The 25703-nt window shown below is 42.7% G+C and carries 16 protein-coding genes; 3 read left to right on the top strand and 13 right to left on the bottom strand.

The window, feature by feature from the left end; all coding sequences use genetic code 11:
* The first annotated feature begins 2 nt into the window (after window positions 1-2).
* From J0L60_04200 to J0L60_04190, 3 genes are all read left to right on the top strand, one after another.
* On the top strand, window positions 3-1340 hold the full coding sequence (locus J0L60_04200; protein MBN8545316.1) for a sigma 54-interacting transcriptional regulator: 1338 nt from the start codon (window positions 3-5) through the stop codon (window positions 1338-1340).
* A 178-nt stretch (window positions 1341-1518) separates the two neighbouring features.
* Window positions 1519-1977 carry a hypothetical protein gene (locus tag J0L60_04195; protein ID MBN8545315.1) on the top strand — a complete coding sequence of 153 codons (459 nt, stop codon included), beginning with the start codon at window positions 1519-1521 and terminating at the stop codon, window positions 1975-1977.
* A 5-nt stretch (window positions 1978-1982) separates the two neighbouring features.
* Window positions 1983-3389: a T9SS type A sorting domain-containing protein gene (locus J0L60_04190; protein MBN8545314.1), complete on the top strand. Its 1407-nt coding sequence runs from the start codon at window positions 1983-1985 to the stop codon at window positions 3387-3389.
* A 65-nt stretch (window positions 3390-3454) separates the two neighbouring features.
* Here the strand turns inward: J0L60_04190 and J0L60_04185 are convergent, their stop codons facing one another.
* The 13 genes from J0L60_04185 to J0L60_04125 form a co-directional block, all read right to left on the bottom strand.
* On the bottom strand, window positions 3455-4126 hold the full coding sequence (locus J0L60_04185) for a hypothetical protein (protein MBN8545313.1): 672 nt from the start codon (window positions 4124-4126) through the stop codon (window positions 3455-3457).
* Between the two features lie 156 nt (window positions 4127-4282).
* Window positions 4283-5410 (bottom strand): sugar transferase, encoded by a 1128-nt coding sequence (locus J0L60_04180; protein ID MBN8545312.1) that lies wholly within the window; start codon window positions 5408-5410, stop codon window positions 4283-4285.
* Window positions 5411-5542: 132 nt separating this feature from the next.
* Window positions 5543-6922: an alkaline phosphatase family protein gene (locus tag J0L60_04175; protein ID MBN8545311.1), complete on the bottom strand. Its 1380-nt coding sequence runs from the start codon at window positions 6920-6922 to the stop codon at window positions 5543-5545.
* A 144-nt stretch (window positions 6923-7066) separates the two neighbouring features.
* Window positions 7067-9856 carry a bifunctional transaldolase/phosoglucose isomerase gene (locus J0L60_04170; protein ID MBN8545310.1) on the bottom strand — a complete coding sequence of 930 codons (2790 nt, stop codon included), beginning with the start codon at window positions 9854-9856 and terminating at the stop codon, window positions 7067-7069.
* A 17-nt stretch (window positions 9857-9873) separates the two neighbouring features.
* Complete coding sequence (gene glk, locus J0L60_04165) at window positions 9874-10857, bottom strand: glucokinase (protein MBN8545309.1); 984 nt, start codon at window positions 10855-10857, stop codon at window positions 9874-9876.
* Window positions 10858-10892: 35 nt separating this feature from the next.
* Complete coding sequence (pgl, locus tag J0L60_04160) at window positions 10893-11609, bottom strand: 6-phosphogluconolactonase (protein MBN8545308.1); 717 nt, start codon at window positions 11607-11609, stop codon at window positions 10893-10895.
* Window positions 11610-13109, bottom strand: a complete 1500-nt coding sequence (zwf, locus tag J0L60_04155) for a glucose-6-phosphate dehydrogenase (protein ID MBN8545307.1) — start codon at window positions 13107-13109, stop codon at window positions 11610-11612.
* A 7-nt stretch (window positions 13110-13116) separates the two neighbouring features.
* Window positions 13117-14016, bottom strand: a complete 900-nt coding sequence (gene gnd / locus J0L60_04150; protein ID MBN8545306.1) for a decarboxylating 6-phosphogluconate dehydrogenase — start codon at window positions 14014-14016, stop codon at window positions 13117-13119.
* Between the two features lie 32 nt (window positions 14017-14048).
* On the bottom strand, window positions 14049-15050 hold the full coding sequence (locus tag J0L60_04145; protein ID MBN8545305.1) for a DUF1460 domain-containing protein: 1002 nt from the start codon (window positions 15048-15050) through the stop codon (window positions 14049-14051).
* Window positions 15051-15061: 11 nt separating this feature from the next.
* Window positions 15062-15568, bottom strand: coding sequence for a DUF4136 domain-containing protein (locus J0L60_04140; GenBank protein ID MBN8545304.1), 507 nt, complete (start codon window positions 15566-15568; stop codon window positions 15062-15064).
* A 379-nt stretch (window positions 15569-15947) separates the two neighbouring features.
* Window positions 15948-19949: a right-handed parallel beta-helix repeat-containing protein gene (locus J0L60_04135; protein MBN8545303.1), complete on the bottom strand. Its 4002-nt coding sequence runs from the start codon at window positions 19947-19949 to the stop codon at window positions 15948-15950.
* Between the two features lie 20 nt (window positions 19950-19969).
* On the bottom strand, window positions 19970-21598 hold the full coding sequence (locus J0L60_04130) for a T9SS type A sorting domain-containing protein (protein ID MBN8545302.1): 1629 nt from the start codon (window positions 21596-21598) through the stop codon (window positions 19970-19972).
* A 454-nt stretch (window positions 21599-22052) separates the two neighbouring features.
* Complete coding sequence (locus tag J0L60_04125) at window positions 22053-25607, bottom strand: T9SS type A sorting domain-containing protein (protein ID MBN8545301.1); 3555 nt, start codon at window positions 25605-25607, stop codon at window positions 22053-22055.
* Between the last annotated feature and the right edge of the window lie 96 nt (window positions 25608-25703).

Here is a 25703-nt window from a genome sequence, read left to right as displayed (position 1 = left end):
ATATGGATAATCTTAGAGACCAGATACTCGACTCAATTAGTGAAGCAGTGTTTACTGTGGACAAGAATCTCAGGATTACCTATTTCAACAGTGCCGCCGAGGAACTGACCGGTCATCTGAAGGAAGAAGTACTGAACAAAATTTGCAAGCGGGTATTCCAGCCGTCAAACTGCTGTGTCAAATGTCCCATGCTAATGGTACTTGAATCAAAGAAAAAGGTGAACGATTTTTATTCCGAAATCTGCACTTCAAGCGGTGAAAGGAAGCAGGTGAAAATGTCAGCTTCTCTCCTGCGCGCTGACGACGGCACACCCGAGGGAGGAATTATCTCCGTAACACCCGTCTCGGAAATTGAGAAGTTGAAAAGGGAACTTGAAGGAGAAACCGATTTCCATGGCATTGTGGGAAGAACCCCCGAAATGAGGGAAATTTTTGATCTTATTCAGGATGTGGCTTCAAGTGATGTCCCGGTATTTATAAGAGGTGAGTCGGGTACCGGGAAGGAAATGGTTGCAAATGCCATTCAGATTCTCTCCAACAGACGGTTCAATCCTTACCTGAAAGTCTCCTGTTCGATCTTCCATGACAATCTCCTCGTCAGTGAGTTGTTTGGTCATGCAAAGGGGGCATTTACAGACGCACACAAGGAAAGAACCGGAAGATTTGAAATTGCAGACACCGGTACCATTTTCCTCGATGAGATAGCAGAAATACCGCTATCGATGCAAATAAAACTTCTTCGTGTCCTTCAGGAAGGGACTTTCGAAAGACTGGGTGAGTCAACCACGAGAAAAGTGGATGTCAGGGTAATTGCAGCTACGAATATCGATATCGACCGCGCTCTTGCCTCAGGAACAATGAGAGAAGACCTTTACTACAGACTGAATGTTGTACCGATCATTGTCCCGCCCCTTAGGAAAAGAAGGGATGATATTCCATTGCTCGTCCATCATTTTTTGAAAAAATTCTCCAGCATTTTCAAGTCAGGGGAAAAATTCCTTGACGATGATGCCCTCGATGTGTTAATGAAATATGACTGGCCCGGCAATATCCGTGAACTTGAGAATGTGATGGAATATCTTTTTGTCAGGTCGCGTCATGATGACCGCATTACTGCCTCAAAACTTCCCGAAAATCTGAAAAGTGCCCGTAAAGCGGAATCAACAGAAAACGAACGGTTCATAAGCACAATGTTCAGCCACGATTTCTCCGAAAAGGAAAGAATTCTCACAGCCCTCACCAGACACCGGTGGAACAAAGGAAAAGTCGCATCTGAGCTGAACATGGGACGAACCACCCTCTGGAGAAAAATGAAATCACTTGGCATCGAAGAGAAATAAATTGTTTCAATTGTGAAACGATTTGTTTCTTATCCCCTAACCCGTTTTAATCAGACAACTTATCTCTCAATTAGCGCTCTAATGAAACATCATGTTTCATTATGCCTCCTTTTTATCCTCATTTCCGCTCGTTAAATCCAGCTTTTTTTTGGCAAGGTTTTTGCAGCATTACTGCACTATGTCAGAAATGTTAGCAAACAATTATTTTATAGTCAGAAACTACGCTAAAGCCAGAGAGGTTTTTCTAAGGCTTCCGGAAAGCGTACGAAACAGCGATGCAGTAAAGAAAAAACTTGTATTGTGTGAAATATTTCTCGGGAATCCCCTGTCAGCACTGGACTATCTTTTGCCTCTGGTGGTCCAGAATCCCGGGTTTATTTTCAAGACCGATTTGGAGTTGGAGGACTGCCCCTGTAGAGATCTCATTTGTGAGCTCGAACAACGACCCGGCTTTTCACAGGAAGATGATTTTTGCCTCCTCTCCATTTCCATTCTCTGGCTTTATTGCAGCCTTGAAAACTCACTTCATTATCTCGAAATGCTCACTTCACTCAACGAACACCCCAAAGTAAACGAACTGAAATTTCAAATACAAAAACACATAAACCACAATCTAATGATTAATTCAACGGAGTAATCCCAATGAAAATATCTACCGTGCTATTTTCTTTAGCATTAATATTGTTTCTAACATCTGACGGCTTTGCACAACCTCAGAATTTTAACACTTCACTTCATAAAACCCGCGCCGGTAAGTACTTCTGGTATTCAGCCGCCAACGGCGGTTTCGAGGGTCTAACCGGAGTTCCCGGAACTCATCCCAATCTTGAATGTGAAGGCTGCCACGGAGCAACCAATGCAGACGGACAGGCTTATACAGGTACCTACTCACCATCATGTATCGATTGCCATCCCTCAAACAGTGCTTTCAATCCTGATTCACTTAAAGAAGCCCAGTGTAAAAGCTGCCATTCAAGACAAAATACCGAAATTTCTCTCGGTTACAATGATGTGCACAGAGCTGTAAATATGAAATGCTGGGACTGCCATGGTACAGAGGATATGCACGGTGACGGCGTTCAGTACAACTCGATGTTGCAACCCGGAGCCATGAAAACCGACTGCCAGCAGTCAGGTTGCCATGTTACCCTTACTGCTGCACATGCCGGATATGACCCGCACCAAGGGAAACTCCACTGTAATTCATGCCATGCAAAATCGGCTATAACATGCTACAACTGCCACTTTGACTCGCAGGTTGAACATCACCTTAAGAGACCTCGCCAGCAAATGAAAGATTTCGTTTTCCTCGTAAACCGGGTAAAAGACAATAAAGTAGGTGTCGGTTCGATGCAGAGTCTCACCTATCAGGGTAACAAATCATTTTACGCAATTGGTGTTTACTCCTCACATACCATCGTAAAAACTGGTGCCAGAACATGTACAGACTGCCACGCAAACTTTGGCGGTTCCATTCCTGCAATCACTGAATTCAATACAACAGGTGCCATTAAGTTTGCAACCTGGAATCCTGCTGACAGCACCATGTCGAACCTTAAAGGTGTTATCCCCATACCTAACAACTATCAGACCTCCTTTAAAATGGACTTCCTGAAATACATGGGAAGTACAGGAGACCCTGTTGCACCATCGAAAAACTGGATTCCAATCGGAGAAGATGTGGCTGACGGTGCACATATGCAGTACACAAATCCTTTGACCTATCAGCAGATGCAGAAACTTGGTATGACCCCAACTTCAGTCGATGATTTCAATACATCCAAATTTGAATTCAGACTGAATCAGAACTACCCAAATCCGTTCAATCCATCGACCAAAATATCCTTCTCACTGCCGAATGATGGCGAAGTTACACTTCACATCTATGACAGTAATGGTAAACTTGTTCAGACATTATTGAATGGACCGATGAACACCGGACTTTATAACTTCACTTTTGACGGTTCAAAATTGGCGAGCGGAGTTTATTTTGCAAGACTTACGAGTGGGAAATTCGTGAGCACCCAGAAGATGATTCTCCTCAAGTAACATTGAGAAGCAAATGATCGCTATCCCGGCACCCTCCCTTTTCGGGAGGGTCACCGGGAATTTTTTTATAATTTTACTCTTACGCCTGCGGAAATTCCGAAATATGATCCGTTCGATTTCGATTCTGTGTAGGTAGTGCTTCCGCCCGATGTAGAGACAGTCTGCTGAGCAAATTCATGTCCGAGAAGGGCATACCTTGCGTTCACATCGAGATTAGCTACAACACCGATTCCAAAAACCACACCAACACCAATTCCGAGATATTGCTTTGTTTCTGATGCTTCAGAAGTCTTTACATGATAAGGATTTCCGGGTATTGGATCGGGAAGGGTTGCCTTAATGGTGGCAATCGATACTCCAAGATTTACCTCGGCATAAGGACGAACAAGAGCCGGAGTAAAATAATATCTCGCATTTGCAGTTATTGGTACCACGCTTAAAGGCATATCGAGATCCAGATTTGGATCAGTACCGGTAGCTTCTTTAAAAAGTTTGTTTATGTAATCATTGTTAAATTTAAACTGATTATAACCGACAGAAGCCGACACCTCAAATGGTCCCGGAACAGGGAGTATAACCGTGAGACTTCCGCCATATCCTGTTTTATACAAATCACCCATATCACCCTGGGGTAATGCCATTCCGACATTCACACCCAAACCGAATTTGGGGACCAACTGTCCGAATGTCAAGGGTACAAAGAACAAAACAAAGAGAACTGCATAGATCTTTTTCATAAAGACTCCGTTTGATGATGATTAAATTAGATGAAATAACGGGCAAATATACAAAAAGTTTGAAAAATGAAGGATGAATGGAGAGGGATGAATGGCGAAGGATGAATAGCGAATATTTGTTTTCAGCCTTCAGCCTTCTTCTTTCAGCCTTCGAGTTTAGTTGCTTCTTGCTCTTTTTATGAGGATGTTGTACATGGCAGCAAAGAGGTAGCGGACATCGGTAATCAGACCGTATTGATCGTAGGCACGGAGATACTTTTTCTCCGATTCGATGATTTCCTCGAGTGTGGTTGGGAGATCGGCATAAAATGGAGGGAGCAAACCCGGTTTGTGCTTAAGTCGCATTTCCCGAAGTTCGTCATCATAGAGACTCAAATAATGAGTGCTTAAAGGTCTTACACCTACAAGCTTTAACTCTCCTTTAAAGAAATTTATAAACATTGGAAGTTCGTCTATCCAGAGTTTCCGCATAATTCTTCCCCAGTAGGTTACTCTGAAATCATCCCTGATTTTTCCACCGTCCTGGAGACTGTTTCTTTCATAAACATATTTTTGCAGATATTCTGAATAAGGATGCATAGTGCGGAACTTGTAAACAAAAATAACTTTGCCATTTTTTCCGATGCGTCGCATTCTGAATAGAGGTCCGTAAGATGGTTCTTCGTTGTACTCGGGCTCTGAAATTTTTCTTACAGCGAAGTAGGTCTGCTCTTCAAAAGCCTTGTATTCCACAATCTCAAACCCGCAGGAGACAAGTCTGCCCAGCACTTCGGTCAGCGAGTAAACCCGGTTTGATCCACCCGTCAGGAAAAAATAAATCTTTCGGGTTATTTTCATCTTGGGGAAGACACGATGAAACATAAAATCTACAAAATAGACAGGCGCTGCCACCCACTTTTTGTATTTGCTGAATATCCTGCGTCTTCTTTGCGAAAAGGTCTCGAATGTGCCGATAAAAACTCCATTTTCAGGGAGTTTCCTGTTGACTGCTTCAAAAAACTTGTTCAAGTAGCGGATATGGTTCAGAGACCGGATATTGACGAAGTCGAAGACCTCATCCTCGGGGAGAGATTCGACATTAAACTTGGATGAAGTGTGTAACACTTTCGTTTCGACGCTGTTTAGTCTGACATGTTTTCTTATGAAACTCAAAGCTTTTGAGCCGACTGTATTGGCAATCCGGTAGTCGAGCATCAGGCTCTCAACGGGAATACCTTCACCCACGGGGATGTTGTGATCCTCGTAGTTGAAAACGGCTTTGTTCTTTGGTGTTTCGGAATTCATACTTATTAAAACATTTTTGATTAAATCTTATGCAAGATAACTATCAATAGTGAAAAAATTTTTGCGCCATGTCATATCATAACCTGATTCAACCCGGAGGTGACAATTGTCACAATCACGGCAAATTAACATCTACTTCCCTAACTCAGACTCTTTTATGGAATACGACCATTTTTCGATTCCGTTTTTGTCAAACAATTTACAAGTAAGAACACGCTCTTTTTTCTTCCCTGTGATTGAAATTTTTGCAAAATTCCTCTCCGTGAAAAGTGTCCCTTCTTTCCGGAAGTAGTTCTCCTCTTTAATAGCAGAATTACTTGCTCCTGCGGAAAATGTCGATATGGTAAATTCATGCAACGGGTAACTTCCCTCCCTCGGCATCACATCCACTTCGGAGCTGTGCCTGTCGCCGGTAAGGAAAATTACACCCTTGATTCCCTCAGCAAGAATATGATCGAGCAACCACTTCCGCTCTTCTTCAAAATTGGCATAATTTTCAAATCTTGCCACAGGATTCAGGAACTGTCCGCCCATACAAATAAACTTAAATGTAGCGTTGCTTTTTGCCAGAGCATCTATCAGCCATTCCCTTTGATGTTCACCAAGGACGGTTCTTTCACCCGTTTTACGGTTGTTGGGTGTCCTGTAGTATCTGTTGTCCAAAAGAAAAAACTCAGCATCTGAATATCTGAAAGAAGTGGTAATGCCGGGCTTCCCTTCCACTCCGTAAGTCGGGTTGCCCCAAAACATCTTAAAAACATCGAGGGCATCGGCTTTGTTTCTCCAGCTTCTGTCGCTGTCGTCGGGACCAAAATCGTGATCGTCCCAAATGGCATAATGGTGCATTGAGGCGAGCATCTGCTGCATTTCAGGCAGTGCACGGGTGTGGGAGTAACGATAAATCATCCCGTCGCGCGTTGCCCATTCAGCCTCCCGAAGGTATACATTGTCACCGAGCCAGAGCATAAAATCACCCTTGTTGGCTGCGATTTTTTCATATATCCCATAGTCACCGCCATATGGGGTTCCCGGTCTGTCGTATATTTCCTCATTCACATAGGCACAACTGCCGGTGATGAAAGAGAAATCGGGCGCATCTTCACGCCATTCCCACAATTTTTGAGTCTTAAAAGAAAACTTCCACGGTTTTTCTGTCTTCACCCCGTTAATGTAGAGGTCATAATTATAAGTTTTTCCCGGATCGAGTCTTTTGAGGATAATCCGGGCGGTAAATCCGTCGGATGCTGTAGTGATTATTTCATCAGAAGTGATTTTTTCAGAAATGTTGTCAACCGGATAGTACTGAAGTGAAACCCGCGCAGTAGAGGAAGTCTGTAACCAAATCAATACCTCCCTCTTCTCGGTGTAGCAAGGCATCGGACCCGCAGCAAGATTCGCCTGCTGGGCGTTTGCGCTAAAAAAAGAAAGGAAAACCAGCAACAAAAAGAGATTAATATTATTAATTTTCACGCTATTTGCGCTCTCACTATTAAAAAAAGATGCGTCATCCATCAATTTTCCCAATTAAGTTGCCAAATAAAAGACAATTTTCCCAAACCTGCAAGTAAATAGAGGATATGACGATAAAAAAAGTTCAATTTCCAAATATTTTTGCAGAAGACCCGTCTTTTTTGACAGGTCTTCATGCAAAATGGTTTAAATTGCCGCTTTTATAACCTCAAGAACTGCTCTCACATCTGAACCGCCAAAAAAGGTAATGACCTTTCTTCCATTGGTTGTGAGTGCAGACCGGTCTCCCATTGCCTGAGCAACGACCAGTGTACCGAACGACATGGAACCCTCGGGATTTCCTGCTTCCTCGGGGATCATGGCATCTTTATCAATACCTGCAATCACCTGAAGGAATAGACCGTTACCTGAGTCTCCCTTGTGCAACTGACCCGTTGAATGAAGGAATCTCGGACCGTATCCTGTTGAGACAGCCAGACGGTATTTCGTCTGAAATCTGTCCCTGATTTCTTTCAAAAGATGATCTGTTTCAGGAGATGAAGGCACATAAGCCTGAATGGAGAGGTAGCTTCTAAGGTCATCGCCGGGGTTACCTTCGTGAAGATTTTTCATAAATTCAGCAATCGCTCCTTTGATCTCTTTGGCGGAAATATCGCCGACTACCTTCAAACCGTTTTCTTCAAAAGCTACGACTGGTTCAGGCAGCTTTCCCTCTTCCTTGTACTGTTTAAGTACTGCTCTGGCAGAGACCTTTGCGGATTCAACATCAGGCTGGTCAAACGGATGGATACCCAATCCCCATCCCGCGATCGCAGTGGCAATTTCCCAGCGGAGAAATTCGTAACCGAGGAAAGATTTGTCGGGAACGATTATCTCTACTCCGGGGTGGCCGGCTTCCACGAGCGCATCAAATTTGTCTTTCAATTCTCCCGTTTTCTCATCGGAGAGGTAGACAAATATTCTGTCACCTGCATATCCTGATGGATCGAGAACTTCTTCTCCCTCTACGGGTAAAATCCCTTTCCCAACTTTTCCCGTACTCTCAGCTATCAACTGCTCTGCCCAGGGTCCGAAATACGAGAAAACTCCCGGAGTGATGAAAGTGACTTTATCGTAAGCAGCTTTGGCACCTTCAGACATCAGAACACCCAGCGCGGCAGGAGATCCTGAAGCGAGTTTTGATTCGGCAACCATCATGAAGGTTTTATCAAGCAGGTCTTTTATATCAATTCCACAGAGAGCTGCGGGAACCATGCCAAACAAAGAGAGAGCGGAATATCTTCCTCCGATGTTCGGATCGTTTATGAATATTTTTCTGAATCCGAGTGATTTCGCCATATCCTCGAGACCACTTCCGGGATCGGTAATCGCAATAAATCTTTTTTGAGCAGTTTCTTTTCCGAATTTATTTGCCACGGAAGTGAAGAAATACTTCATAAATGAAAGTGTTTCAACTGTACCGCCTGATTTTGTGGAAACAATGTACAGAGTCTTCCTGTCGGCGAGCTTTGCTTCCTTCTCAAGAACCGCGGCCGGATGAGTGCTGTCCAAAATCTCCAAAGAAAGATATCCCTCTTTAGTACCAAACATCTGGCTGAAAACCTCGGGAGCGAGGGAGGAACCACCCATGCCAAGGAGGAGCGCATTTGTAAAACCTTCCGATTTGATATTGGCAACAAAACTGTTTATCTCATCGAGGGAGGAATATGTATTCGCCGGACTGTCAAGCCAGCCGAGTCTGTTGGATATTTCGACAGGAGAATCACTCCAAACGGTATGATCACGGGCAAATATTCTGCCGGGAACATCCTCTTCAGCAAGTTTTTTCATGCCTGATGCCAAAGAATCCGCCAATACTGTCGGGTGGAAATTAACCGTATTCCCTTCCCTCAAAATGGCAAGCGACTTTTTCTCAACAGACCCCAGAAGGGAATCGAATGACTCGGCAAAAAGCCTGACGCCATCTGTCTGGAGTTTATCTGTAATCGCAGCAAGATCGACACCCGCACCGGCAAGAGCCGCAACCTGTGCTTCTGCTTCTTCCACACCCTTGTCAAGCGTGATTTCAAGTTTCCCGTGATCGAGGAACGAGTCTATTGTTGCAGGAGGCATCGTGTTTACCGTAGGACTGCCAATCAGTTCATCAACATATAAAACATCAGAATATGCGGGGTTCTTTGTACCTGTGCTCGCCCACAAAACTCTCTGAGGCATGGCACCCGATTCAGAAAGTTTTCCCCAGCGTTCGCCGGAGAAGAGCTTCCCGAATTCCTTAAAGGCGATCTTTGCATTCGCGACAGCAATCTTCCCCTGAAGTGAAGTGTTGCCCGCTTTCTCAAGTGCTGAATCGACCGAGGAATCAACTCGACTCACAAAAAATGATGCTACGGAAGCAACCTTTGAAACATCTCCTCCGTTTGCTTTCAGAATTTCGAGTCCCTCAATAAAAGCCATTGCAGTTTCAATATAACTGTCGATCGAGAATATCAGTGTTACATTTACTGAAATACCGTGCGAAACAAGCTCTTTTACCGCGGGTATTCCCTCCTTTGTAGCCGGCACCTTGATCATAAGATTAGGGGCACCAACTGCCTGATAGAGTCTGACCGCTTCCTCGATTGTCTCTTTAGTTTTGTATGCGAGTTTAGGGTTAACCTCGAGACTGACATATCCGTCCAGCCTTTTGGTCTTTTCATAAACGGGAAGCATCATTTTGCAAGCGGATTTTATATCCTTAATCGCAAGCTGCTCATAAATTTCAAGTGTTCCGGCTCCCTTTGCCAGCAATTCCCTTATTTCAGAATCATACGCATTGCTTCCGGCAATCGCCTTGTCGAAGATGGTGGGATTTGAGGTGATCCCCCTTAATCCGTCATCAATCATTACGGCAAGTTTTCCTCCGTTTATGTAATCGCGACTGATAAAGTCCAGCCAAAGCGACTGACCAAGTTCCGCGAGTTTTTCAATTTTACTCATTTTCCATCTCCTGAAATTTAAATCAATCCGGCAGCTATATAAGCTGAACCATGAAGCCCAGCGGCGCTGTCTTTGATAAGATAAACGGGAGTATTCTCTACAATATAGCTGAGTCTCCCTTTTTTGGTGTAGGTCTCAACAAAGGAACCTTCGATAATCTTTTCGGTTATTTTCGGAGGAATTCCACCACCGAGGTAGATGCCACCCGTTGCCATAAGTGTGAGAACCAGATTTCCCGCCTGAGCTCCGAGCACCCGGATGAAGATTTCAAGAGCCAAAACAGCCAGTTCATCTTTACCTTCAAGTGCAAATTTTGAGATCATTGCCGCCAGATCCTCTGTCTCGATGGCTTCGAGAAATTCTGCGGAAGGTGTGGCGATACCTGTTTCCTTTAAAAACTTGTAGATACCCCTGAGACCAAGCCCTGAAGCAATTCTCTCGACACTTACGCGCCCGTATTCTGCTTTCATGAACTTCATCATATCAATTTGCAGGTCATCAACCGGTGCGAAATCTGCGTGACTTCCCTCTGAAGGAATCACTTTGAACTTTCCGTCACCGAGAGGTACAAGGAATCCCTGACCGAGACCCGTTCCGGGTGCGAGGACAGCCTTAACGCCATATCCGTTGGTTGGTGAACCTGGATAAACAGTAAGCAGATCATCATCAGTAAGAAAAGGGATTGCGGAAGCGAGAGCGTAAAGATCGTTTACAAGCTTAAAATTCTGAATGCCCGTTGCTTTGGCAATCACAGCTTCATCCATTGCCCAGGTAAGGTTTGTGGAACTGCTGATTCCGTCGACCACAGGACCGGGAACACCGGCACACCCTGTCTCAATTTTATAACCTGTATCACTTAAAAAATGACAAATTATATCTTCGAGGCTCGCATAATCAGTCGAATTGTATCTTTCCGACTTGTGGGCTGTAAGTTTTTTACCTTCAATCGAAAATACCGAAAGAACCGTTTTGGTTCCACCGGCGTCACATGCCAATATCATATTATTCTCCAATGAAAAAAATACTAAATGATGCTTTACGGCAGTCTGTATGCTTCAGTATCCAGATACCAGACAACTCCGCTAAAGGAATTGCTCACAAGGCCTGCGGGGTATTTCTCCCGCCCCTTGTTATTAAGTATCTGTTCCACAACGCTTTTCTTTTCTTTGCCAAAAGCTAAAAATATTGTTGTTTTACTCTTATTTATCAATTTACCTGTGATTGTTATTCTGCGTTGTCCCGAATCAGGATGTGTAGCCACCGCAACGATTTCTTTGCTCTCCATCAGCTTGATCGCAGGAGGAAAGATTGAGGCGGTGTGCCCGTCTGCCCCCATACCGAGAAGACAGATATCCAATTGCAACTCAGGGCCAAGTTGTGCCTCGAGTACTCCCGTATATCGTTTCACTTCCTCTTCAGGTTTGTTTTCACCCTGAATTCTGAAAATGTTCTCTTCGGGAATGTTGAGCGGATCAAGAAAATGATTTTTTGCATTTCCATAATTGCTTTCAGGGTCAGAGGGAGCCACGCACCTTTCATCGACCCAGAAAAACTTAACCTTGTTCCAGTAACCTGTGTTCGAATACTCTCCGACAAGCGCCGAAAAAAGAAGCGCCGGGGTGCTTCCTCCCGAAAGTGCCATCGTTACAAACTCTTTTTCCTGCAACACTTCCCCGATTTGCCTGTCGATAAAAGCTGCACAGGCAGATGCCGACATCTCAGGTGACGGGTATATTCTTATCACATCCTTCATCTAAAGCTCACAATAGGTTTCATCATCAGTCAGGTTTTTGCACGGATAACGCCAAGTCTGTCCGTTGGAGTGCAGAAGTGCATCCGCCTCCTCTGGACCCCAGGTACCCGCAGGATAACCGTAAATCTTAATTTTTTCATCCTCTTTCCATGCCTGCAACAGAGGATCGATAAATTTCCAGCAGGCTTCAAGTGCATCTCCGCGTGTATAAAGCGTGGAATCACCCATCATGCAGTCATATATCAAACGCTCATATGCTTCGGGAAGTCTCCCCTCCGATAATGATGAATAATGGAAATCCAGTGAGGCATTTTTCACCTGGTAACCTGCACCGGGTTGCTTTAATGCAAACCGAATGAGTATCCCTTCATCAGGTTGAATCCGAATGATTAATTGGTTTGTTCCCGATTCATCGTCAAATATACTTCTAAAAAGGCGGTGAGGGGTGTTCTTAAACCGGACCACAATCTCCGTTACCCGGGTAGGAAGCCTTTTCCCGGTTCGAATGTAAAACGGGATACCTCCCCATCTCCAGTTATCAATGAAGAATTTAAGCGCAACAAAGGTCTCGGTACGGGAGTGAGGGTCAACCCCCTTTTCCTCCCTGTAAGCACCAATCGGTTCGCCTTTTATCTTTGAAGCGATGTACTGCCCTCTGATGACATTCTTTCGGATATCACTATCTGAAAAAGGTTTGATTGACTGAAACACTTTAACCGTTTCGTTCCTGATGGAGTCGGCATCAAATCCTGCAGGGGGCTCCATCGCAGCAAGCGCTACAAGTTGCAACAGATGGTTTTGCACCATATCCCTCAATGCACCGGCGGTGTCATAGTATCCGCCCCTGTTTTCAACTCCTATGCTCTCGGAGGAAGTCACCTGAATGTGATCGATATAGTTCCGGTTCCAAAGAGGCTCAAATATCCCGTTCGCGAATCTGAAAACAAGAATGTTTTGAGCAGTTTCCTTGCCGAGGTAATGATCAATTCTGAAGAGTTGATTCTCGTCAAAAAACATCAAAAGCTTTTTATTGAGAGCTTTGGCAGTTTCAAGACTGTATCCGAACGGCTTTTCGATTACAAGTTTTTTAAGTCCGCCATTCGGTTCGTTATGGTTCAGTCCTGCAGCGGCAAGTCCTTCTGCCACGGTTTCGTAGAGAAGTGGTGGAGTCGCAAGATAAAAGATGTAGTTGCCTTTTACTTCAAAATCATGGTCGATCTGCCTCAGTCTCTCACGAAGCTGGTAGTAGTTCTCAGGATTTAGCGGATCAATTGAGATGTAATGAAGTTGAGAGAGAAATTCATCGTCATATCCCTCCCCTTTCTGAGCCATTTTCTTTCGGAACTCATCATCGGTCATCGAGGTTCTGCCTGTCCCGAGAACAGCAAAATTCTTTGGAAGCAACTCCCGTTGCTTTAGCGCATAGAGTGCGGGAATCAGTTTCCTCTCGGTCAGGTCACCCGAGGCTCCGAAAATTACCAGTATTTGATCAGCCGGCACTTGCTTCTTACTCCTTGGTTTTCATTTCGTGTCCGCCAAACTTGTTTCTGAGAGCAGAAAGGGTTTTCATCGCGAAACTTTCATCCTGACGGCTCTGGAATCTGTTAAAAAGCGAAGTGGTTATTACATGAGCGGGAACATCAAAATCTATTGCTGTCTGTACTGTCCATCTTCCTTCACCGCTGTCGGCAACAAAATCTTTTACTTTTTCAAGTTTTGGGTCTTCCTTGAATGCGAGATTTGCAAGATCAAGAAGCCATGACCTGACTACACTTCCGTGCTGCCAGATTCCTGTTACTTTCTCAAGATCGATGTTGAACGGGGATTTCTCCATTATCTCAAATCCCTCGGCATAAGCCTGCATCATTCCATATTCAATTCCGTTGTGTACCATCTTAACAAAATGTCCTGCACCGCTCGTTCCACAGTAAGCATGACCGCCAACTGGTGCGAGTGTCTCGAGAACGGGGAGAATAAAATCAACAGCTTCTTTTTTGCCGCCGTACATGAGGCAGTATCCGTTTTGGAGACCCCATACTCCGCCACTGGTACCGCAGTCGAGATACTCAAATCCGAGTTCTTCCACCATTTTATTGCGTGCCTGTGTGTCCCTCCAGTATGAATTTCCACCGTCAACTATGATATCGCCTTTGTTCAAATATTTTACAGTCTCAGCGATGTTATCGTCGACTGCCTGTCCCGAGGGAACCATAAGCCAGACAACTTTTCTTCCTTCGAGTTTAGAGCAAAGGTCTGCTATGGAGGTGGAACCAACAGCGCCTTTGGCAACTGCTTCTTTTACCTTCCCTTCAGAGCGGTTATAGACCACCACTTCGTGTCCACCAAGCAGAAGTCTCTCAACCATGTTTGCTCCCATTTTACCAAGACCTACAAATCCTATTTTCATCTTTTCTCCGTGTTCTTAATGTGTTTCAACTGCTAATTTCCATAAATGGTGAGCTTTGGAGCTCTCGGTCCGTCAATCTTTTTCAGATTTTCAATGGCATTTTCATTCAGCCGGTAGAACCGGAATCCGAGGAAATTCCAACCGTTTTTCTTTTTCTTTGCCTTAAATTCATCCCAGTACGACTGAATCGTCTGAATCTTAACCACAGGATCGGCAGAATGCATAAAATTAACCTGTCCGTCTTTTTCAACGGAGACAAGTCCTACATGTCCAACCCACGGTTCGCTTCCGGGATATGCCCTTACGATATTTACAAAGTCACCTGTTTTTAAGTAAGGGAGCACCTTGTAGAGGGAATCACCAGGGATATAAGTCCATTCAATTTTTTCTTTGGGTATATTCTGTCCTATACCGTGTTTTTTGAAGAATTTAGCCCTGTCAATCTCGGAAGAAGTTTTCACGACAGCGTTTCCGCCGATTTCATCCGTAATTTCAGTTATAAGCCAGGTGTTGTTCTTCACCCAGTCAGCTTCAGTATAATGGTTTCTCGTGAGCATGCCGATTTCGCCGTCTTTGTAGCGGATTCTCTGCAACATCGCAAAAAATTCCTTCCAGTTGTGACTTAGCGACATGGCATATATGTGCTCGCTGAATACCACACAATCACTCTTGTTCAGGTTGAACAGAGGTTGTTTATCCTTTATCTCAAACGGAAACTCACCGAGAAGGTAGATGTCATATTTCTGTCCCATGTTCTGTTTTGCAAGAATCTGAATTCTGTCCCTTAGTCCCGGCACAGTTTCCTGCAAAAATGAAAGATACTGATCAAGTTCCTCTTCAGTAAATTTATAAAGAGGTTTCTGAAGAAGTTTTTTCATCTCTTTCGGAATTGTGACATTAGCCAGTGAAGCGGGAATATTTAATTCTATCGACACTTCAGAAGGTTTGTTTTTGTCGCCCTTTTTGTCCTTCCCTTTTTGAGGCACAATACATATAACTGCCGTAAGGACGATAATAACAAGATATTTAAACATTTTTTCTCCTTTTATTTGGGTGGAAACTGCCGTAGAATTCCGGCAACTGTGTTTTTCAAAACGGTTCGCGGGTCAGCTTCCTTACCGATCAGCCGGGTATCCCAGCCGCGCCAGACAACATTGCCCGTTTCTCCGTCAATTACATCTATGACGACCAGACCCTTCATCGCAAAAAGAGGTTCCTCTTTAACCGACCAGAATCCTTTCCACCGCTCAAAGTTTACACTACCGTAGGATGTTTCCACTTCTGCTTCAGTATAAAAAGTTACAACAAAGTCATGAACTTCATTTCCTTTTTTGTAACCCTTCGACTGCAAAATGGAGTCAATCTCTCCACCAATAGCCTGAGCCATAACGGGAGAATTACTCTTCAGAGCGGTACTCGGATAGATAGTGAAAACTTTTAGCGTCGAAAAATTGAAGTTTTGCTGAAAGTCATAGTCACTCGTTGTGGTTCTGCACGATGTAAACAGCATCATAACCGCAAGACTCGATACTATTATAATTGGATTTTTCATTCTTTTCAATCACTGTGACCGGGAAATATTCTTTTTCAAAGGGATTTGTCCCCCGTAAAAGGATATACGGTTTCCCGATTTATTTTAAAATACGCAATTTTAAAAATAGTGAATTTAAAGGCAATCTTATTACCCTTTATGTGTGACTTGAGTAGTTGAGAGATTGAAGATCTTTATTAAAAAATAGTGGCAAAAGACAAGGAGCAAATTTGGATAAAAAATAAAAAATTGAGGAGCAGTACCGAACTTTTTGCCTGACCTGCATTACACTAATTTTTCAGATGAACCGATGATATAAAAGGCTGACCCTCTCGAGACAGCCTTAATAATTTAACATTCTGGTGCGGGCTTTTCAGCAATCAACCTTCATTCCTCAGCCCTATTTAAGCAGCAACGCCTTCATCGTTTTGGAATATGATGTCCTGCTCTCAAGCGATTGCGCTTCAAGCCTGAAGATATAAACTCCGGATGAGAATTTGGTTCCATCGAACTTTCTATCATACATGCCTTTCTCCATCTCTCCTGATACAAGTTCAGCCACCTTCTGTCCGGTGATGTTGTAAACCGTCAGCGTTACACTGCTTTTCTCTTTTAACGAGAACTTTATCACAGTTTCAGGGTTGAACGGGTTGGGGTAGTTGTTGTAGAGGTTGTACTCGTAAACAACTGTCTCCGGTTTGCTGCTTCCCGGCTTTTGTTTACCTGTCGGTTTGTTTACGGGATTGCTCTCAGGCAGTTCACTGAACAGCAGGTTCGCCATCTTTGTGTATTCAGAGCCGGGATGATTCCCGTTCAGGTATGCAAGAAGGGGTGCCACCTTGCCGGCTGTGTCAATCACACCTGATGATTTATATTTCTCTTCGAGGAGACTGTTGTAGATCATCATAACTTGTTCACTGTTGTCGCCGGCTCCATGCGCCTTGTTGTTGCCGGCATTCAGGATTTCCTGTTTGTAGGTTCCCATGTTTTTAGTGTCGATGTGCATAAGGAGCATAGTCACCGGTTTGAACAGTCCGCTTTCTCCTCTCACCTCAAGCAGGGTGCTTTTCAGCTCGCCCATACTTTCTAAACTAAAACATTCCGGCACCATCGATACCGCAACCCTCTTGTACCTTAAATCGTACTGACCCTTTATCACTCCCGTAAGAAGGGAAAGGGCATCCCGGAGTTGACCCTTTCGGATAAGTTTACGGGCGTTCTTCAACACTGATTTTACCGTGTCTTCTCCATCACCACTCTCCATAAGCTTGGGTGTACCGGAAGTACTGCTTCCTGCAACAGGTCTGTACCATATCCCGGAACAGGCTGTGTTATAGCCGTCGGTAATTACGCCGATATATCCATCCAAATCTATTCTGAATTCACCGGGGTCTTCAGTACCCCAGTCATTGCCATATGCTTCTATCTCATAATAAATTGTTGGTATTTCATTTATCGCATGGAGACTTGTTACATCTTCAACGAAACAGTTGCCTCCTGTGTAGTTCTCCTTGTCATCCGCATATCCGAGTACGGGAAGCGAATTGAGAGAATATATCGCGATATTATTGCTAAGGAATGAGTTTCCACCGGAAGTGTTGCCCGTATCCAACAAAACGGGTGCTGAACCTGTGTATGCTGACACTCCCTTTCCGGCGTTGCTCTCAAAATGGTTGTCATGTAACCTTGGCATTGAGCCAACCATTGTGATTCCTGACAACTGACTGTTGGTTATCTGTGAGTTGCGGATAACTGTGTTGTCGGCTCCGTAGTTATAGCTGTAGTATAAACTTATCCCATAGTGGGTATTGTCAATGGTCACCCCGTCGATCGTGTCACCCGGACTGATGTGAGAATAAATCCCGCAACTTGCGTTCTTTATCACTGCATTTTTAATCTTGAGGGGCGTTCTGTAAGCGTAGATACCGTTTCCCGCACTCCAGTTCTTTGAGCCAAAATCAAACTCAACCTTGTTGTTCTCTGTTCCGTTTACTTCCAGTTCGCCATCTTCAACCAATAATCTTCCGGAATTCCGGAAGGTAAGCTTTGTACCGGCATTCACGGTTAGTTTTACTCCGTCCGGAACAATAAGGGTTGTGTCAACTTCGTAGGTGCCGGAAGGTACTGCCTCACTGACCACGAGGGATCCTCCCGCCAGAATTGTTGGTTCAAACTTCAACAGTGTTCCATCTCCCGCATTTAGAAACAGTGTAAACAATGAATTCTTCGAGGTAAAGAAGGTTTGACCTGTTTTAAGGTTCGTAACTTTTATATTTGTATAACCTGAAGCTACAGTCGAATCAATTTTAAAGCGGATGTAACGGTTTGAGTTGTCACTGCCCTGAGTATTGCATCTTCTGTTCACTATGTAGATGTACTTAGATTTTGGATTATAACCCGCAAGATGGCTATACTCTTCAAAATATCCTGTTTGTACCATCGGGGGGTCTGTAGGATTTACAGGGAAACTTCCCGTAGGTGATGTTTCTATTTCACTTATCCAGTTTTTTGGATTTGCAGAAGTTTCATCCCAATATTTGGCAGCAAGCCATCTGAGTTTGAGTAAAGTAGATTCCATCGGTTTAACAGAACCAATGAAATCTCTTACGGCGGTGTATCTTTCGTTAGTATCCTGCTCAAACGCAGGATTTTGCCAGGTTCCTGCTTTTGTTACATAGTTATATTTCGGGTAATTTGGTGGCTCATTTTGATCAAATAATCCATAAGTGCCCCATCTTTTATTATTTGCTAATTCTTCACTTCGGGTTGGGATCATGTAATACATGAATCCCTTGACTCCATACGCCAGTGACAAATTTCCCATTGCAAATATCTCATCTTTTGTGGGAGGTCGTTTCCCTCTAACAAGGTTTTGAACATAGTTACCATTTGTATCCAACTGATGTTCTGCATGTACTTGAAGTGTCATGAAAAGAGGCAGATCATTTTCCGGTTCTTCATCATACTGCTGTGCTGCGATCTGTGAGGGCAACAATCCGGCGTAATTGTAACTATATGCTCCATGCGTCTGTCCAAATGAAGAACATTTTATCAGGTCACTTAATTTTTCCTGGACTTTCCATTGTTCATAGATACAGTTTTCGCCAAACGGATACATGTTAAATAATACATAGTTCTTATGTGGGGCATTTTCTGTTTCCCTTGCATACTTGTGATCAAAACGCAGAAAGTACTCAGGTACACTTCCCGTTGCGCCGTTAACTTGAACATTAGTCGAACTGCCCAGTATGGATGGGATTGCATTTTGCAGTATCCCTCTTGCCCTGGCAGTAAGCATAAAAGGCTCATCGTAGTAGAAATCCTGTAATAAGGTATCAGATATTGAACTCTGATATGCGTCTTGTAATGGACCGGCTACATCAGTCTGAAAATCAATTGTGTTGGTGATAAATGCATCCCTGTATTTCTCGTTATAAATCACCACCTGATCAACATATAGATCGGATTGATCGTACCAGTATATGTAGAACTGAAGATTTTCACCTTCGGCAATACTAAACGCGTTTGACCTGAACCAGTCATAAACCCCGGCAGCATGTGTAATATCATTCCAAGATACATCCTGCTCAAGATAAATATTAGAAAGCGGTGCATCCGTATCATCCGGAATTATTGGGGGCCTTTTGTGGAATCCATTCGGTACCGGCTGAACATGTTCTTCCTGTAATTGTACCACAATTTTAAATAAAAGGGGATTACCGGAAGCAGTTACTTTCTTCAATTTAATATCGATGAAATATTCCATATCACCGTAATAGAATTGTGTCCAAGGCAAACCACCCCAAAGCAGCAATCCTTCATAATCTTTGTCGGCTTTTGCAACCCGAACCCAGATTCCCTCATCTTCACTATTTGCGCCAATTACATCCATATCACCGGGCGGTTTTGTTTCATCGGTCATACACCAATAACTCTCTTTGTTGGTCCCGACACCGAATCCAAAGTTGTTTCCATCTGTTAGATTTGTTACTTGGTCGCCACCAAATTGAAGGGTATATTTGTCACGAAAGTGTCCAAATGCAGAAAGATAGTTTGCCGGTCCGAAATAGAAGTTCCCCATATCTCTCCAGCTAAACCCCATATCGTTTATAAAGAAGTCTGTTGAAGGATCAGTATTTGGATTTAATGCTTTATATTCTGCCCAGTCAGTCACCAAATTGGTGATACCGAGTTTTTTAAGGTAAGGGTAATAATAATTTAGTGAACCGCTCATTGAATTTTTGATTTGTGTACCGGTTGCCAATGAGTTTGGCGGATAAAGATATTGAACGGAAAAATCAAAAAAGCTAGTGTGGGGAAAGTAATCTATCCCCGGTCTGTTCTGTGAGAATGCACAAAACGAAATGAACACAAACATAATGTAAAATCTTGCATGTTTCATCTTTTTAATTTTCTTTTATTTTATTTAATATATATTACTTTGACGGTTTTGGTCGTCGCCCCCTTCTGCAGGTCAGAAGAAACCCTGATCATGTAGGTGCCGCTTGAAATATTGAGGGCACCAAAGTTTATATCCTCATTGTGTTCACCTCTTGTTTTGTAGTTTGATTTCGAATAAATTTCTTTCCCCATTATGTCGAATACATGAATTTGTATAATTCCATCTTTGGGGATTATGTATTTAAGATTTGTGGTCCCGTCTATGGGATTTGGGGAGGTAAATATCTCAATTTCTGAAGGAAGGGATAAATCCTTCTCATCTCCAATGTCAGTGGGTTTTCGTGTCCCCTTTATTATAAAAGTGTTACCCTTTGGCTCAGAATTATCGTAGTAAGCATTCTCCAGGATACATATATCATCAGCATCATCACCCGTAACATCACCTATCCTGCCGCCAAAATTAAAGGAATAAAAACCGGGGTCTGCGGGAGAATAGACTCTCGCTTTTTCATCCGGAATTGGGTTGCCTCCAAGGTAAAGCCTCGCGCTGGTGTAGAATGTGTGAATTATTATGTCGTTAAACCCATCTGCATTTACATCACCGGGGGAAAACAGATATGACCAACCATTGTTTTGTGTGTTAAAACCTTCAACTGCATTTGTGTTCACAGGTCTTGAACCGTTGAAAAGCACGGCTGTGAACCAGTAAGGAAATAAATTTTCGATTGCGTTTACCGTGATAATATCGCTTTTCCCGTCTCCGTTCATATCAGGCACTGAAAAAATTCGTGAGGAAAATTCTGCATACACATTTTTGATATCGCTCCATTCTCCAAATTCGAAGTTCTGATCACCATAGATAAATCTTCTTGCAAATGTAGGATTTCCTTGAGGGTTGTAAATCATAAATGTCGGATCAGCCTTCCCATCTCCGTCTATGTCTGCAAAATGTATCTCTTCTACTCGCGCTGCAATCCCATATCCATCTGTTTGGATTGGTGGAGTGTATGTATAAACCTCTTGAAGCGGATTTGTGTTTGAAGACTTAAAAAAATACATTGTACCTGTGCGATTTCCGCTTGAAGGTGGGATTGTGTAATATTGATGACACAGTATCAATTCTTCCCATCCGTCTCCGTCAATATCCGCCGGCCATTCCCGTCCCATCATAAGTATGTAAGATGCAGAAGTATCAGGGAACTGGAATTCAAAATCCGGTATAGTATCAAAATCCGGTCCGCCATAATACACTTTGTAGAAATGGTTGTTTTCCCTGAATGATTTTTGACCAATTATAAGGTCTCTGTAGCTGTCCCTGTTTACATCACAGGCAGTAACAGCATAAGCACCCGCAGGATGAAAGATCGAATATGCAGGAATAGAACTCAGTGGATCGCCTCCATAGAAGAAATGGGCAAATCCCCATTTTTTGTATTCTCCATTTGCACTGTCTTGTTCGACAAGTACAAAGTCATCGTAACCATCGTTGTTCTGATCTCCCATATAGATTACAGATTGATCCCAGTGCCATGCCCGGCGGACAAGCACAACAGAATCGAACTGGGCACTAACTTCATTTGTGCAAACAACTAAAAGAAGCAGAACTGAAAACGAAACAAATTGAAAGGGGTTGTGTGTTAGTTTAAACATATAATTTCCTCACACAAGGTTTTGTGTTGATGGATTAAGAAATAAATATTGTTTAGAAATGTTTCCGGAAGGCGCAAAGCGATCGGCAATCCCAAATCGAATTGTTTTGGAATTACAGGAGATGACAGGATAACAAACAAAAACTGAGGTATGATCTGTTTCCCGGCAGAAGAAAAAAATATTTCCCTAATGCTAATAAAAAACCCGGCTTGGAAAACAATAAACAATAAACTCATTTGAGTAAACCTGCGAATGATTACCTTTTTCTTACATAATCTACTTATTTTTCATATTCCGTGCAAGAAATATTTTCCTATTATTGAAATTTATTTCAAAAAAGATTTATAAAAGGCTGCCTCTCTCGAGACAGCCTCTTTTTGTGGTGATCAGTGATCAATGATAAATGATCGGTGATAAAGAAAGTATTTCAGCCCTCTGCCTTGATCCCTCAGCCCTATTTAAGCAGCAAGGCTTTCATCGTTTTGGAATAAGTTGTCTTGCTCTCAAGCGATTGCGCTGTCAAACGGAAAATGTAAACTCCGGATGAGAGTTTGGTTCCATCGAACTTTCTATCATACATGCCTTTCTCCATCTCTCCTGATACAAGTTCTGCAACCTTTTGTCCTGCAATGTTGTAAACATTCAGCGTTACACCGCTCTTCTCCTTGAGGGAGAATTTAATAACCGTTTCAGGATTGAATGGATTAGGATAATTATTTAGAAGATTGTATTCAAAAACTTCCGAATTTGTCGTCTGAGATTGTTGTTTAGGAAGTCCAAGTGGAATAACTGATTTGTTGGAAAACACCATAGTGTCTGCGAGCCTTACAACAAGGTCTTTGATGAACAGGGAGTTGGGAAAATCAGTCCTCAATTTATTGAATGTGATTTTTGCTCCTTTTTTATCCATTTGAGAACCGGTCTGATACAATGCTTTTTTGTACAGGGAATATTCAGCAGGGTATTTCCCCGGATATCTCGTAATGATATCGTCATATACTGTGTTTACATCCTCTGTAAAAAGTGCAGTGGTAGCCTGGAGCAATCCTTTTGCCGTTGAATTTGTCGTTGCATTATTTCCGTTTGCTATATATTGACCAAGAGCTTCTTTACCCTCCTCCTTAAAAGTACGGATCAATAAAGATATTACAGCCGGAATCAGCTCATCATTAGAGTTATTATCTATTATGTCGCTGCAGATGTCTCTTGCTTGTCTTAAATGTCCCTTTTTGTACATCCTTTTTGCAAGTTGAAATTTCTCAACTGTTGAACCACCTTCACCCGTAAAATTATGTTTTACCGATGCCAGTTCGTCACTTGGTATAACAAGAGGATTATCACCTTCGTACTTGAATGATGGTTCGTCAACAAGTAAACTTGTTAAATCACAATAATTCGATTTCGATTCCCAGTAGTCATACTGAGCCATTACTTCCGAATAATTCTCAACATAAAAATTATCAGCACTCAGGAATGTATTATATGCACCGTCTGGTATCCCTGAACCATCATCGTAGCCAAAATTTAATTCCGAATTATTGCTATAAACACCGGTAGTGTGACTCAATATATTGATATTGGCGATTTCCTGCATCAAAAAGCAGTTGAATTCACTGTCCCAAAACATCATTGCATTTTCACCGCCAGATATCACAACATCCTCTGCCATTAATATTACATGGTTGGTTGTTATGCCACGCGTAATACATTTGTTTAAGGTTATATTCTGAAGAACATTTGTTCCGTAGGGTGAACCTTGTTCTTCCATGGATATTCCAAAATAACAACTGTCGATAATTGTATTGCTGACAACGAAGGTCGAGCACCTGTAAGCGTAAATCCCCGCGCTCGCATTTTTGATCCGTGCATTATTTATGGAAACATCAGCATACCGTGCAACCAATCCATTACCAAGTGTCCAGTTCGGAGATAAAAAGTTTATCACTGAAGGATTTGATGGTGTTCCCTCAATTTCAAGGTCAGAATTATATACATATAGCCTTGAAGAATTTTTAAAGGTTACATCAGCGCCATTTTCAATCCGGAGTTTTTTGTATTGAGAAAGTTCCAGACTGCTGTCAACTTCGATGGATGATGAGACCGTTTCGTTTTCAACAAGCAAACCACCGGCTAAAATTGTCGGTTCAAACTTCAAAAGTGTTCCATCACCAGCATTAAGAAAAAGAGTAAACAATGAATTCTTTGAGGTAAAGAAAGTTTGCCCTGTTTTCATGTTGGTGACTTTAATATTGGTGTAATTTGAGGCCACCGTGGAGTCAATTTTAAAGCGGATGTAGCGGTTTGAGTTGTCACTACCCTGAGTATTGCATCTTCTGTTCACTATGTAGATGAACTTGGATTTTGGATTATAACCCGCAAGATGGCTATACTCTTCAAAATATCCTGTTTGTACCATCGGGGGGTCTGTGGGAGTCACGGGGAAATTTCCGGTGGGTGAAGTCTCAATGTTACTTATCCAAGGTTTGGGTATTGCCGAGTTCTCGTTCCAGTATTTGGCATCAAGCCATCTTAACTTTAGAAGGGTATTTTCATACGACTTAAAGGAGGCAATAAAATCTTTAACAGCATCAAATCTTTCGTTTTTTACTTGTACTGCCTCAGGATTTTGCCATAATCCAGTCTTACCAATATAACCATAAGGATTTCCAGCCTCATCAAACAACCCATAAGTACCCCAACGAGTTTCAGCTCCCCATATTTCGCATCGAGTTGGAATCATGTAATACATAAATCCTTTCACTCCAAATGCTAAAGAAAGATGACCCATTGCAAAAATCTCATCCCTGGATGGTGGGCGCTTCCCTCTCTGCGAATTAGGAACATATTCATTGCTGGAAGTTAGTTGATGTTCAGCGTGCACCTGCAATGTCATAAATAAAGGCACATCATTCAGGGAGTCACTATCGTATTGTTGAGCCGCAAGTTGAGAGGCGCGTAAACCGGCATAATTATAACTATATGCTCCGTGAGTCGAACCTAATGAGGGGCATTTAATAAGGTCATTTAATTTGTATTGAACCGTTGTTTGATCATACATGTTATCCTCTCCAAACGGATACATGTTGAAAAGGATGTACTTCTTGTGTGGTGCGTTCTGCGATTCACGCGCGTATTTGTTATCGAAGTGGAGAAAATACTCAGGTAAAGACCCTGTTGCACCATTTACTTGTATATCCGGCCGATTTGTAAACATGTTTCCCAGGGTGTCTTGTAACTTCCCTCTTGCTCTCGCTGTGAGCATAAACGGTTCATCGAAGTAAAAATCCTGAAATCTCGAATCAATTATTCCGGAATAAGTGGTTTGTAATGGTTGAAATACATTATTCTTAAAATAATCATGTGTATTTGTTATAAATGAATTTTTATACTTGTCATTATACATCGCAATTTGATCAATATAGATATCCGATTGATCATACCAAACTATGTAAAACTGTGTGGTAGTTTGTCTGTTTATTGTGAAGGCATTAGATCGGAACCAATCATAAGTTCCGGCCGCGTGAGTGATATCATTCCAATAAACATATTGTTCAAGATATGCATTCGCCAAAGGTGCATCTGAGGATTCAGAAACGATTGAAGGTTTTTTATAGTACCCATCGGGCGCCGGTTGAGTGTTGTTCTCAACCGCTTGACAAACTACAATTTTAAAAAGCAGTGGATTTGAGCCTCCCGCGGGAACTTTTTTAATTTTGATATCAATGTAGTAATTCATATTCTCAAAAAAGAACTGCAACCATGGTAAGCGACCCCAAAGTAATAAGCCATTGTCATCAAAGGCGACACGGGCTCTTCGTACCCAATTGGCTCCATCTCGTACACTATCTCCCGTCTCCGGGATTATGTTAGGGACAGGCTTTGTATCAGTTGTCATGCACCAATAACTTGATCTGTCTTGACCATCCAAATATGAAAAGCCAAAGTTGTTCCCAAAAGAGAGGTTATCTGCAGGTGTACCACCAAATCTAAGACTATATTTGTTTTCCATGTGGCCAAATGATTTAAGAAATCCTGCGGGAGTAAAGGCTCTAATACCATTATCTCTCCATTCAAATCCCATATCGTGAATGAAAAAATCAGTAGC

The organism is Ignavibacteria bacterium (assembly GCA_017302895.1).
In the GTDB taxonomy this organism is placed as follows: domain Bacteria; phylum Bacteroidota; class Ignavibacteria; order Ignavibacteriales; family Ignavibacteriaceae; genus UTCHB3.
This window is presented reverse-complemented; position numbering and strand designations above follow the sequence as displayed.